We start from the raw sequence: 12,593 nt of genomic DNA on the forward strand, positions 1-12,593 counted from the left end.
CGCCGACGGCCCCGGTCTCCGTGCAGGAGACCGGGGCCGTCGGCGTGATCGCCGGACCGGCGGGGCCTCAGCCCCGCGAGGTCAGCGCGACCGAGAAGCCCTCCAGCTCGGCGGCGAGCTCGGCCTTCACCTTGGCGCGCAGCAGGGTGCCCTCCGCGGTGTGCTCGGTGGAGATCAGCTCACCCTCGGCGTGCACCCGGGACACCAGGGCGCCCTGCGTGTACGGCACCAGAACCTGGACCTCGATCGCGGGCCGCGGCAGCTCGTCGTCGATGAGCTGCAGCAGCTCCTGCATCCCGAGCCCGGTGCGGGCCGACACCACGATGGCGTGCGGCTCGCGGCGCAGCAGGCGCTGGAGCACGTGCGGGTCGGCGGCGTCGGCCTTGTTGATCACGACGATCTCGGGCACGTTCTGCGCCTCGACCGAGACGATGACCTCGCGGACGGCGGCCAGCTGCGTCTCCGGCTCGGGGTGCGAACCGTCCACCACGTGCAGGATGAGGTCGGCGTCGGCGACCTCCTCCATGGTGGAGCGGAAGGCCTCGACCAGGTGGTGCGGCAGGTGCCGGACGAAGCCGACGGTGTCGGCCAGCGTGTAGAGCCGGCCGCTCGGGGTCTGCGCCCGGCGCACGGTCGGGTCCAGGGTGGCGAACAGCGCGTTCTCCACCAGGACGCCCGCACCGGTGAGCCGGTTGAGCAGGGAGGACTTGCCGGCGTTGGTGTAGCCGGCGATGGCCACGGACGGCACCTGGTGGCGCTTGCGCTCCTGGCGCTTGGTGTCGCGGCCCTTCTTCATCTCGGCGATCTCCTTGCGGAGCTTCGCCATCTTCTCGCGGATGCGGCGCCGGTCGGTCTCGATCTTGGTCTCACCGGGGCCACGGGTGGCCATACCGCCGCCGGACGAGCCGGAGCCACCACCACCCATCTGCCGGGAGAGCGACTGACCCCAGCCTCGCAGCCGCGGCAGCATGTACTGCATCTGCGCGAGCGAGACCTGCGCCTTGCCCTCGCGGGACTTGGCGTGCTGGGCGAAGATGTCCAGGATCAGGGCCGTCCGGTCGACGACCTTGACCTTGACCACGTCCTCCAGGTGGATCAGCTGGCCCGGGGTGAGCTCACCGTCGCAGACCACGGTGTCGGCGCCGGTGGCCGCGACGATGTCGCGCAGCTCCTTCGCCTTGCCGGAGCCGATGTAGGTCGCGGCGTCGGGCTTGTCACGGCGCTGGATGACGCCGTCCAGCACCTGGGAACCGGCCGTCTCGGCGAGCGCGGCGAGCTCCGCCATCGAGTTCTCCGCCTCCTCCAGCGTGCCGTCGGTCCAGACGCCGACGAGCACCACGCGCTCCAGGCGGAGCTGGCGGTACTCGACCTCGGTGACGTCTTCGAGTTCGGTGGAGAGGCCGGCGACTCGGCGCAGGGCTGCACGCTCGCTGCGGTCGTACTGGTCGCCGTCGTAGTGGTGGCCGAGGTCCTCGTCGATGGCCGCGAGGTCCTCGTCCATGAGGGCTTCCGCCCGCAGACCGTCGAGGCGGCGCGGGGCGTCGGCGTGGTCGCGGGTGTCGAACGTGGAGGTCATTCTGTCCTTTGGCTCGCTGGTATGGGGCCTGTGGTGCGACCGTACCGACGGTCACACCCGGAGTGTGCCCAGCTGCCGCCCCGTCTACCGCTCGGGCGAGATGCGAGCCACCCCTCGGGACCGCAGCCCCACTCAGGCAATTCTCTCAGTGCCCGGTGAACGCCGCGGACCGGCCGTGAATTCCCCATGATGGTCGCACGCCCGGTGCGGACGGGTCATCCCCATTTACCGCGCCGGACACCGCGCCGCCCTGCGGTTCCGCCTCCCCCGCCGGCTCGTCCTCCCCCTGCGGTTCCGCCTCCCCCGCCGGGGTGCGGGTGGTGCCGCCGCCCTCCGGGGCGTGCGGGCGGCTCACGTCGTACACCCCGGAGACCCGCAGCATCGCCCGCATCACCGCGGTCAGCGCGCCCGGCTCGGGCAGCTCGACGGTGTAGGTGTGCCGCACCCGCAGCTCCTGCGGCGGCTCGACCTCGGCCGAGACGATCCCGACGCCCTCCCCCGAGATCGCCGCGGTGAGGTCGGCCAGCAGCCGGGGCCGGTTGAGCGCCTCGGCCCGCAGCGTCGCCCGGTAGCCGGACGGCGGCGCCCCGTCCGGCTGCCAGCGGATCTCCAGCACGCCGCGGCCGTCCGCCCGCATCCGCTCCCCCGCCGGGCAGCCGGTGCGGTGCACCGCGACGGCGCCGCCGCGGATCGCGAAGCCGCTGACCTCGTCCGGCGGCACCGGGGTGCAGCAGCGGGCCAGCCGGACCGGCGCACCGGGCCGGCCGGTCACCGCCACCGGGGCGGCGCCGCGCTCGGCGGTCCGGTGCGCGGGCGGCGCCGGCTGGCCGGCCGAGGGGCCGGTGCGGACGACCGGCACCCGCGCCGGGTGGTCGGCCAGCCACCGCTCGATGGCCAGCCGGGCACCCGGGGTCCGGGCGTGCGCCAGCCACTCCGGGGCCGGGCCGGAGGGGTGGGCCGCCGGGTCGCCCTGCTCGGTGAGGATCGCCACCTGGTCACCGTCGCGCAGGACGGTGGAGAGCGCGGTGAGCCGGCCGTTGACCCGGGCGCCGATACATCGGTGGCCGGTCTCCTCGCCGAGCAGGTAGGCGGCGTCCACGCAGCTGGCGCCGGCCCGCAGCTGAAGCGTCTCGCCGCTCTCGGTGACGACGGTGATCTCCCGGTCCCCGGCCAGGTCGGCGGTGAGCGCGGACCAGAAGGCGTCCGGATCGGGTGTCTCCTGCTGCCACTCCAGCAGCCGGCTGAGCCAGCCGGGCCGGGCCGGGTCGGTGCGGTCGAGCTCGTCCCCGCCCTGGTCGGCGCCGCTCGCCCCGGGCTGGCGGGGGTCGCCCAGGGCGACCACGCCGGTCTCCGCGACCTCGTGCATCCGCCGGGTGCGGACCAGCACCTCGACCACGACGCCGCCCTCCAGCGCCACCGCGGTGTGCAGCGACTGGTACAGGTTGAACTTGGGGGCGGCCACGAAGTCCTTGAACTCGCCGGGCAGCGGGGTCCAGCAGGTGTGCAGCTCGCCGAGGACGGCGTAGCAGTCCGCGTTCTCCTCGACCACCACCAGCAGCCGCCCGAAGTCGGCGGGCTGCGGCCCCTGCGGCCGCCCGTCCGGGCCCGGTGCGGCGGCCCGCTTGAGCAGCACCCGGTGCAGCGAGACGCAGTGCCGGGGGCGGACGGCGACCTCGGCGGCGACCCCGGCCTCGGTGAGCTGGCGGGCCAGCGTCCGGGCGAAGGGTTCGAGCAGGGCGTCCGGTTCGGCCTCGTGGCCGGCCTGCAGGGCGCGGGTGCGGGCGTACTCCTCCGGGTGGAGGGTGGCGAAGACGATGTCCTCCAGCTCCGCCTTGAGCACCTGGATGCCGAGCCGCTCGGCCAGCGGGATCAGCACGTCCCGGGTGACCTTGGCGATCCGGACCTGGCTGGCGGGCCGCATGTGCCGGATGGTGCGCATGTTGTGCAGCCGGTCGGCGAGCTTGATCACCATGACCCGGACGTCGTCCCCGGTGGCGACCAGCATCTTGCGGAAGGTCTCGGCCTCGGCGGCGGCGCCGAAGTCCACCTTCTCCAGCTTCGTCACCCCGTCGACCAGGTAGGCGACTTCGGGCCCGAACTCCTCGCCGACCTGGGCCAGCGTCAACTCGGTGTCCTCGACGGTGTCGTGGAGCAGCGAGGCGACCAAGGTGGTCGTCCCGGCGCCGAGTTGGGCCAGGATCATGGTGACGGCCAGCGGGTGGGTGATGTACGGCTCGCCGCTCTTGCGCTTCTGCCCGCGGTGGCTGGCCTCGGCGAGCCGGTAGGCCCGGCCGAGCAGGCCGAGGTCGGCCTGCGGGTGGTGCCGGCGGTGGGCCTGGACGAGCGGTTCGAGGGCGTCGGGCACCGGCGTGCGGCCGGTGGCCAGCAGGGCGGCGCGCCCGGCCCGGCCGAGTGCGGCCCGGCCGAGCCCCCCGAGGGGCCGCCTGGGCCCGGCCTGCCGTGCGGACGTCGGCTGCCCCGCGAGGGGCGGCCCGGCTTCGATGGTCATCGGCACCTCCGGCAGCGGTCACCGGTGGCGAGCCCTCGTTGCCATCCCGCCGAGGGGCGATCGACCCGGTGGTCCATGCTACCGAGCAGAGCACGTTCCGCGACGCCCTGCTTCCCGTCCGTGAGCCGGATCACCCGAACGGGGGGATTCGCCACTGCACGAAATGGGCAAACCGCCCGCGCCGGTCGGCGCAGGGCGGTCTCCGGCCCCTCACCCGGGACGGTCACCCGGCCCAGGACAGTCGCCCGGCCCGCGACGGCCGCTCAGCCCAGGACGGCCGCCAGCCACTGCGGGTCGATCTCGCCGCGGGCCACGATCACCGCCGGCCCGGTCTTCTCCACCCGGCCGTCCGGGTGCTCGGTGATCAGCAGCCGGCCGCCCGGCACGTCCACGGTGTAGCTGACGGCCTCGCCGGTGACGGCCGGGTCGGCACCGTCCCGTCGGGCGGCGGCGACAGCCACGGCGCAGGCGCCGGTGCCGCAGGAGCGGGTCTCGCCGGAGCCGCGCTCGTGCACCCGCATCGCGACGTGCCGCGGCCCGCGGTCGACCACGAACTCGACGTTGACGCCCTCCGGGTAGACGCCCTCGGGGCTGGTGAACGGAGCCCGCAGCAGGTCGCCGGCGTGGTCCAGGCTCTCGACGAAGGCGACCGCGTGCGGGTTGCCCATGTTCACGTTGCGGGCCGGCCAGCGCCGCTCGCCGACCGTCACCTCGATCCCGTCCGGCCCCGGCAGCACCGCGTGGCCCATGTCGACGGTGACCTCGCCGGGCGTGCCGTCCTCGGCGTCCTCGGCGACCCGGACCGTCCGGAGACCGGCGCGGGTGGCGATCGGGAGCTCGCCCGGCTTGGCCAGCCCCTCCTCGACCAGGTAGCGGGCGAAGACCCGGATGCCGTTGCCGCACATCTCGCCGATCGAGCCGTCGGAGTTGCGGTAGTCCATGAACCACTCGGCCCGGTCGGCCAGGGCGGCCGCGGCCGGGTCGGCGGCCGAGCGCACCACGCGCAGCACCCCGTCGCCGCCGATGCCGGCCCGGCGGTCGCAGAGCGCGACGACGGCCTCGGGGCCGATCACCAGCCTGCCGTCGGGGTCGGGCACGATGACGAAGTCGTTCTCGGTTCCGTGCCCCTTGAGGAAGGGCAGGCCGGCGGGCTGCGGGGAAGATTCGCTCACCCTCCCGATGGTACTGAGCCGCCGCCCGGGAGGGCCCGGCGGACCGCCTGGTGGGACCGGGCCTCAGTGCAGGTGGACGACGCGCCAGAGGGCGAGCGCACAGGCCGCCAGCGCGATCAGGGTGTAGATCACGATCGCCTTCCACCCGGCCCGCTGACCGGAGCCGCGGCGGGGCAGGCCCGGCCACTTGTACCCGGCGTGCCGGGCGGCCATCGCGCCCCAGCCGACGGAGGCGGCGGTGAGCAGCAGCCCGAGCATCCCGATCATCGCCGATCCGGCCCCGGCCGAGCCGAACGCCAGCGGGAAGGCGAACATCAGCGAACCGGCGGTGGCCAGCAGTGCGATCGGCAGCGTCTGCCACCAGCGCAGCCGGCGACGCGGACGGATCTCCCGCTCGTGCACCGCACCGGCCGGCGCGCGGGTGTCCAGCGCGGGCAGCGCGAGCGCGTACGAGGTGGGTGCGTCGAGGCCGGGCAGCACGGGAAGGTCGGGCAGGGTCGACGCGTCGAGGTCGTCGGCCTGTGCGGTGGCGCCGCCACTCATGGGCCTGCCGCTCTGGCCGGTTTCGGGGCCGGTACCCGTGGACACGCGGCCTCCCCTGACAGATCGACACGAGTGCGGACTCGCGGCCGGGCGTGGCCGGCCCGCGCGGACCGACCCTTATGACCTCGATGATGGCATGTCCAGGGGGGCGTTTCCGGGCCGGACCGGGGTCATCGGGTGATCCGTGGCCATCACGTGATCCGGCCGTAACCGCGGGTTCGTCCTGCACGCCCACCTGCGCGCGCAAGTGCACCGCCGCGATGGCCGGATACCGCCTACGGCGCGGCCTGTTCCTGACGGTCGATCAGCTCCAGCGAGCGGGCGAGGAGCTCGGCGGGGTCCGCGCCGGCCGGGCGGGAGAGCCAGTGGATCCGGTCGTCGCGGCGGAACCAGGACTCCTGGCGGCGGGCGAACCGCTTGGTGGCGCGGACGGTTTCGGCCCGCGCCTCGTCCTCGGTGCACTCGCCGGCGAAGTGGTCGAGCACCTGCTGGTAACCGAGCGCCCGGGAGGCCGTGCGCCCCTCGCGCAGGCCGAGCCCCTCCAGCTCCCGCACCTCGTCCAGGAGTCCGGCCTCCCACATCCGGTCGACCCGCAGGGTGATCCGCTCGTCCAGTTCGGGCCGGGGCACGGCGACGCCGATCTGCACCGCGTCGTAGACGGCGGTGTTGCCCGGCAGGTTGGCGGTGAACGGCTGCCCGGTGATCTCGATGACCTCCAGCGCCCGGACGATCCGTCGGCCGTTGCTGGTCAGGATCGCCTCGGCGGCGGCCGGGTCCAGCTCCGCCAGCCGCCGGTGCAGCGCGAACGGGCCGTCCTGGTCGAGTTCGGCCTCCAGCCGGGCCCGCACCGCCGGGTCGGTGCCGGGGAACTCCATCTCGTCGATCGCCGCCCGGACGTACAGCCCCGAGCCGCCGACCAGGACGGGGGTGCGGCCGGCCGCGAGCAGCCGGTCGATCTCGGCCCGGGCGAGCCGCTGATACTCGGCGACGCTGGCGGCCTCGGTGACGTCCCAGACGTCCATCAGGTGGTGCGGGACGCCGCCGCGCTCGTCGGGCGTGAGCTTCGCGGTGCCGATGTCCATGCCCCGGTAGAGCTGCATCGAGTCGGTGTTGATCACCTCGCCGCCGAGGCTGCGGGCGATCGCGACGGCCAGGTCGGACTTGCCGGCGGCGGTCGCGCCCACCACGGAGACGACCCGGGCACGGCTGGCGGGGGGCTGGACGGGACCGGGCTGGGCGGTACTGGAGCTGCTCACCGGTCCAGTCTCGCAAAACCGCCGCGGCGCCGGAGACCTCCCCGCCCCGCCGGTCCCATTGCGCGACGATATGACCGTTTCGGGCAATATCCCCAGTTGAGAACGGTTCGGCCGCGGGAGACGTTGAGCAGGAGACAGAGAGAAGGGTGAGAACACCATGGGCCTGATGGACAACCTCAAGGGCAAGGCCGGGGAGCTCAAGGAGAAGGCGAGCGAGCTGGCCGGCAAGCACAGCGACCAGATCGAGCATGCGGTCGACAAGGCCGGCGGAGCCATCGACAAGGCCACCAAGGGCAAGTACAGCGAGAAGATCGAGCACGGCGCCGGCAAGGCCAAGGGCGCGGTGGACGACTTCGCCCACAAGCCGAAGGAGCCGGGCGACGGCACCGCGCCGGGCGGCCCGTCCGGCGGTCAGGGCCCCTCGGCCTGAGCCCGTCCGTCCGGGCGCCGGCCCCGGCCCCGGCGGCACCCCCGCACCGGCTCCGAGACGGTCGGCTCCGGCGCGGTCGGCTCCGGCGCGGCCGGCTCCGGGACGGTCAGCTCCAGGACGCCACGACGTACCCGACGCCGTACGGCGCGTCCTGGTAGCCCAGCCGCGCGGTGAGGCCGGCGCCCTGCGCGGCGCCGGCCAGCACCTGCCAGGGGGCGCGGCCCTCGGCCTTCAGCTCGGCGGCCAGGCCCGTGTCCAGCGCCGCCAGCGCGTCCAGGTCCGCCGAGCCCAGCGCGTCGGCGAGCGCCGCGTCGAAGCCCTCGGCCCGCTCGTCCAGGTAGCCCGGCGCCTTCACCGAGCGGCAGGCGCTGCCGTCACCCATCACCAGCAGCCCGACCCGGCCGGCCAGCTGGGCCAGGCCCTGGCCCAGGCCCAGCATCCGGTCGGCGGGCGCGTCGGCGGGCACCGAGCAGGCGTGTGCCGGCAGAGTCGCCCCGGCCCGCTCCAGCAGCCAGGCGCCGACGGTCAGCGAGGGCGCCAGCTCCGGGCCCTCGACCCGGCCGGCCGGCAGCTTCACGACCAGCGGCACGCCGTAGCGGTGGAAGGAGCCGGCCCCGCCCTCGGTCCACACCTCGGCCTCGGGCCCGGTGCCGACGACCACGACCAGCTCCGGCCCGGCCGCGAGCAGCGCGGCCAGCGCCTCGTCGCAGGCCGCGCGCAGCGGCTCCAGCTCGGCGGCGGCCCCGGCGGCGACCTCCGGGACGAGCAGCGGCGGGCAGGGGCAGACGGCGGCGGCAACCAGCATGCGGATCACTCTAACGAAGAACGAAAGCGGCCCGGCGGGGATCCCGCCGGGCCGCCGTGCGCGGAACGGTCAGTCGCCGCAGCAGCCGCCCGCCGGGGCGGCCAGGGGCAGCGCCGCCGGGACGCCCACGGTCGGCAGACCGAGCATCACGCCCGTCGGGGCGGGGGCGGCGGGCTTGGCCTGGCGCTTCTCCCAGGCGTCACCGGCCCGGGTGCGGCGCACGGCGAGCGTCGGGCCCTCGGCCAGCAGGTGGTGCGGGGCGGCGTAAGTGATCTCCACCGTGACCATGTCGCCGGGGCGGACCGGCTCCGACGGACGCGTGAAGTGGACCAGCCGGTTGTCGGGGGCGCGGCCGGAGAGCCGGTCGGTCTTGTCGTCCTTCTTGCCCTCGCCCTCGGCGACCAGGATCTCCAGGGTGCGGCCGACCTGCTTCTTGTTCTCCTCCCAGGAGATCTCCTCCTGGAGCGCGATCAGCCGGTCGTAGCGGGCCTGCACGACCGCCTTCGGCACCTGGTCCTCCATCTCGGCGGCCGGGGTGCCCGGGCGCTTGGAGTACTGGAAGGTGAAGGCGTTGGTGAAGCGGGCCTCGCGGACCGTGTGCATGGTCTGCTCGAAGTCCTCCTCGGTCTCGCCGGGGAAGCCCACGATGATGTCGGTGGAGATGGCCGCGTCCGGCATGGCCTCGCGCACCTTCCGGATGATGCCGAGGAAGCGCTCCTGCCGGTACGAGCGGCGCATCGCCTTGAGCACCGTGTCCGAGCCGGACTGCAGCGGCATGTGCAGCTGGTGCATCACGTTCGGGGTCTCGGCCATCGCGGCGATCACGTCGTCGGTGAAGTCGCGCGGGTGCGGCGAGGTGAAGCGGATCCGCTCCAGGCCCTCGATCTGCCCGGCGGCGCGCAGCAGCTTGGAGAAGGCCTCGCGGTCGCCCAGGTCGGAGCCGTAGGCGTTGACGTTCTGGCCGAGCAGGGTGACCTCGATGACGCCCTCGTCGACCAGCGCCTCGATTTCGGCGAGGACGTCGCCGGGACGGCGGTCCTCCTCCTTGCCGCGCAGCGCGGGGACGATGCAGAAGGTGCAGGTGTTGTTGCAGCCGACCGAGATGGCCACCCACGCGGCGTACGCGGACTCGCGGCGGGTGGGCAGGGTGGAGGGGAAGGTCTCCAGCGACTCCAGGATCTCGACCTGGGCCTTGCGCTCGACCGCGGCCCGCTCCAGCAGCGCGGGCAGGTGCCCGATGTTGTGCGTGCCGAACACCACGTCGACCCACGGGGCCTTGCTGACGATGGTGTCGCGGTCCTTCTGGGCCAGGCAGCCGCCGACGGCGATCTGCATGCCCTTGTGGCGGCTCTTGACCGGCGCGAGCTGCCCGAGGTTGCCGTACAGCTTGTTGTCGGCGTTCTCACGCACCGCGCAGGTGTTGAACACGACCAGGTCCGGGTCGCCGTCCTGCCCGGCCTTCACGTATCCGGCGTCCTCCAGCAGGCCCGACAGCCGCTCGGAGTCGTGGACGTTCATCTGGCAGCCGTAGGTAACGACCTTGTAGCTCTTCAATCCGCTCTCACCGCTCACCAGACCAGGGTACGGGCAGCCGCGAAGCGCTTTTCCCCCGCCGGTCCCCACCCGTCCCGGGCGGCGCCGCGCTTCGGCCCCTCCCGTTCGGTGCGCGCGCCTGGCACTATCCCTCCATGGCCCCCAGTTCCGCGCCCCGACCCGGCGCCGCCCTCCGCGCGGTGCTGTGCAGCCCGCTCTGGCGGGCTGTGCTGGCCTTGGTGCTGGTGGCCGCGGCCCTCGGCGGCTGGTGGCTCTCGGCCGGCCGTTCCCCGGACTACCCGCGCGGACCGGTGGGCTTCGCGACCGGCGTCCGGGGCGGGGTGTACGACCGGTACGGGCAGCTGCTGGAGGCCCACGTCGCCAAGGCGATGCCCGGGGTGCGGCTGCAACTGGACAACTCGGAGGGCTCGATCGACAACCTGGCCCGGGTGACCGGCGGCCAGGACGACTTCGCGATCGCCACCGCCGACGCCGTCGCCCAGTACTCCGGGCCCGGCAGGGACCGGCTGCGGGCGATCGCCCGGCTCTACGACGACTACCTCCAGCTGATCGTGCCCGCCTCCTCGCCGGTCCACCGGACGGCCGACCTGAAGGGCCTGCGGGTCGGCGTCGGCCAGCAGTTGTCCGGGGTGAACCTGGTGACCCGGCGGCTGCTCGCCTCGGCCGGGCTCGACCCCGACCACGACATCCGGCCGGCCATGCTCGGCGTCGGCGACGCCGCCGAGAAGCTGCGCGAGGGCGGGCTGGACGCCTTCTTCTGGTCCGGCGGGCTGCCGACCGGCGCGCTCACCAGCCTCTCCGAACGCTTCCCCATCAGGATCGTGCCGCTCGGCGACCTCGCCGAGGCCGTCCACCGGGTCGAGGGCGGCGGCACCGACGCCTACCGGGCGGCCACCATGCCCAAGGGCACCTACCCGAACGCGCAGCCCGAGGACGCCGTCGCCACCGTGGCCGTGCCCAACCTGCTGATCACCCGGGACGACGTGGACATCGACCTGGTCCAGGGCATGACCCGGGCGGTGATAGACAGCCGTGACCAGATCGGTTCCGAGGTGCACGCGGCCCAGTTGGTCGACCTGCGCACCGCCGTCTACACCAACCCGCTCCCGCTGCACGAGGGCGCGGCACGCTACTACCGCTCGGTGAAGCCCTGAGCCCCTGAAGCCCCCCGCACCACCGGTGAGGCCCCCGGAACCACCCGTGAGGCCCCGCACCGTCGGCGAGGCCCCCGCACGCGGCGTCCCCCCGGGTACGCGCCGTACCCCGGCGCCGCCGGGCCGGCGGGAGGCCGGGGGCGGGACCTAGTCCCCGCCCTTCTTCTCCGCCCGCGGCACCGCCAGCGTCACCGCGAGCCCGGTCGGCTGCACCGGGGCGAAGGCGAGCGAGCCGCCGCCGGCCTGGAGCAGGGTGCGGGCGATGGAGAGCCCGAGGCCGGAGCCGTCCACGTTCTGGTGCCGCGTGCTGCGCCAGAACCGGTCGCCGGCCCGGACCAGCTCCTCCTCGGTGAGGCCGGGCCCGGCGTCGGAGACGGTTACCGCGACCTCGCTGCGCCGCACCGCGACCAGCACCCGCACCCGGCTGCCGGCCGGGCCGAACTTGAGCGCGTTGTCGATCACCGCGTCCAGCGCGCTGCCGAAGCCGATCGGGTCGGCCATGCCGAGCGCCAGCGCCGGGCCCTCCCAGCCGAGCTCGATCCCGCGCTGCCCGGCCACCGGCCGCCAGGCGTCCGTCCGGGCCAGGGTGAGCGCGGCCAGGTCGGTCGGCCCGGTCTCCGGGCGGGCGTGTTCGGCGGTGGCCAGCCCGAGCAGGTCGTCCAGCACCCGGGCGAGCCGGACGCCCTCCTCGCGGACCCCGCCGAGCTCCTCGTCGTGGCCCTCGGGCAGCTCCAGGCCCAGCACCTCGACCCGCAGCATCAGCGCCGCCAGCGGGTTGCGCAGCTGGTGCGAGGCGTCCGCGACAAAGGCCTTCTGCTGGTCCAGGGCAAGCACCACGTGGTCCGCCATCTCGTTGAACGAGCGGGCCAGGCGCTGGAGTTCGGGCGGGCCGCCGCCGGGGGCCACCCGGGCGTTCATCCGGCCGGTGGCGATGTCGTGGGTGGCCCGGTCGAGCGTCCTGACCGGGCGCAGCACCCATTCGGTGAGCCGGACGGCGAGCAGCACCGCGACGATCATGGCGGCCGCCTCGCCGGCCCCGATCACCAGCCAGCGGTGCAGCATCCGGGTGCGCAGCGCGCCGGTCGGGGACTCGCTGAGCACCACCGCCACCACGTCGCCGTCCCGGACCACCGGCGTGGCGATGGTCAGCGTCCGGTCGGAGGTCCACGGCCAGACCTGCGGCGGGTTGTGGCTGCGCCGCCCGTCCAGCGCCTCCTGGAAGGCCTGCGCACCGTAGCCGCCGACCGGCACCCGCCAGTCGGCCGGGGCGGTGGCGATCGGGATGCCGTCGCGCTGGAAGATGCCGAGCCGGACGCCGTACAGCTCGTGGTAGCGGGCCACCTCGGCGTCCAGCGCGCGGCGTCGGCTGAGGTCGCCGGGTGCCGGCTCCAGGTCCCCCTTGAGGGCGGAGTCCAGGGCGGAGACGCCCGAGGTGGGCAGGTCCTGGGCGAACCGGGCCGCGTCGTCGAGCCGGTCGACCACCACCCGGCTCTGCTCGGCGGCCGCGACCGCCGCGGCGAGCGGCAGCCCCAGGGCTGCCAGGACGCAGAGCATCAGCGCGATCAGGATGCCGAGCAGGCGGGTACGCACGTAC

10 protein-coding genes are annotated in these 12,593 nt (G+C 74.5%); 2 read left to right on the forward strand and 8 right to left on the reverse strand.

Annotation, left to right across the window (positions count from 1 at the left end):
• Nucleotides 1-67 precede the first annotated feature (67 nt).
• The 5 genes from hflX to miaA form a co-directional block, all read right to left on the reverse strand.
• Nucleotides 68-1,576 carry a GTPase HflX gene (gene hflX, locus ACFC1F_RS21870; RefSeq protein ID WP_376160500.1) on the reverse strand — a complete coding sequence of 503 codons (1,509 nt, stop codon included), beginning with the start codon at nucleotides 1,574-1,576 and terminating at the stop codon, nucleotides 68-70.
• Nucleotides 1,577-1,721: 145 nt separating this feature from the next.
• Nucleotides 1,722-4,085 carry a RelA/SpoT family protein gene (locus tag ACFC1F_RS21875; RefSeq protein ID WP_376160502.1) on the reverse strand — a complete coding sequence of 788 codons (2,364 nt, stop codon included), beginning with the start codon at nucleotides 4,083-4,085 and terminating at the stop codon, nucleotides 1,722-1,724.
• A 263-nt stretch (nucleotides 4,086-4,348) separates the two neighbouring features.
• Nucleotides 4,349-5,257 (reverse strand): diaminopimelate epimerase, encoded by a 909-nt coding sequence (gene dapF, locus ACFC1F_RS21880; RefSeq protein ID WP_376160504.1) that lies wholly within the window; start codon nucleotides 5,255-5,257, stop codon nucleotides 4,349-4,351.
• Between the two features lie 63 nt (nucleotides 5,258-5,320).
• A complete protein-coding gene (locus ACFC1F_RS21885; protein WP_209415433.1) occupies nucleotides 5,321-5,845 on the reverse strand; it encodes a hypothetical protein in 525 nt (174 codons plus the stop codon).
• 230 nt (nucleotides 5,846-6,075) lie between these two features.
• Nucleotides 6,076-7,056, reverse strand: a complete 981-nt coding sequence (gene miaA / locus ACFC1F_RS21890; protein ID WP_376160506.1) for a tRNA (adenosine(37)-N6)-dimethylallyltransferase MiaA — start codon at nucleotides 7,054-7,056, stop codon at nucleotides 6,076-6,078.
• Between the two features lie 166 nt (nucleotides 7,057-7,222).
• Between miaA and ACFC1F_RS21895 the strand changes: the two genes are divergently transcribed.
• Nucleotides 7,223-7,486, forward strand: coding sequence for an antitoxin (locus ACFC1F_RS21895; protein ID WP_376160508.1), 264 nt, complete (start codon nucleotides 7,223-7,225; stop codon nucleotides 7,484-7,486).
• A 106-nt stretch (nucleotides 7,487-7,592) separates the two neighbouring features.
• On the opposite strand, the gene ACFC1F_RS21900 is transcribed toward ACFC1F_RS21895, so the two are convergent.
• Nucleotides 7,593-8,291 (reverse strand): class III extradiol dioxygenase subunit B-like domain-containing protein, encoded by a 699-nt coding sequence (locus tag ACFC1F_RS21900; RefSeq protein WP_376160510.1) that lies wholly within the window; start codon nucleotides 8,289-8,291, stop codon nucleotides 7,593-7,595.
• A 69-nt stretch (nucleotides 8,292-8,360) separates the two neighbouring features.
• Nucleotides 8,361-9,863, reverse strand: coding sequence for a tRNA (N6-isopentenyl adenosine(37)-C2)-methylthiotransferase MiaB (gene miaB / locus ACFC1F_RS21905; RefSeq protein ID WP_307853364.1), 1,503 nt, complete (start codon nucleotides 9,861-9,863; stop codon nucleotides 8,361-8,363).
• 116 nt (nucleotides 9,864-9,979) lie between these two features.
• Between miaB and ACFC1F_RS21910 the strand changes: the two genes are divergently transcribed.
• On the forward strand, nucleotides 9,980-10,999 hold the full coding sequence (locus tag ACFC1F_RS21910; protein ID WP_209415437.1) for a TAXI family TRAP transporter solute-binding subunit: 1,020 nt from the start codon (nucleotides 9,980-9,982) through the stop codon (nucleotides 10,997-10,999).
• A gap of 147 nt (nucleotides 11,000-11,146) precedes the next feature.
• Here the strand turns inward: ACFC1F_RS21910 and ACFC1F_RS21915 are convergent, their stop codons facing one another.
• Nucleotides 11,147-12,589 (reverse strand): sensor histidine kinase, encoded by a 1,443-nt coding sequence (locus ACFC1F_RS21915; protein ID WP_376160513.1) that lies wholly within the window; start codon nucleotides 12,587-12,589, stop codon nucleotides 11,147-11,149.
• Between the last annotated feature and the right edge of the window lie 4 nt (nucleotides 12,590-12,593).

Source organism: Kitasatospora sp. NPDC056181 (assembly GCF_042266225.1).
Taxonomy (GTDB): domain Bacteria; phylum Actinomycetota; class Actinomycetes; order Streptomycetales; family Streptomycetaceae; genus Kitasatospora.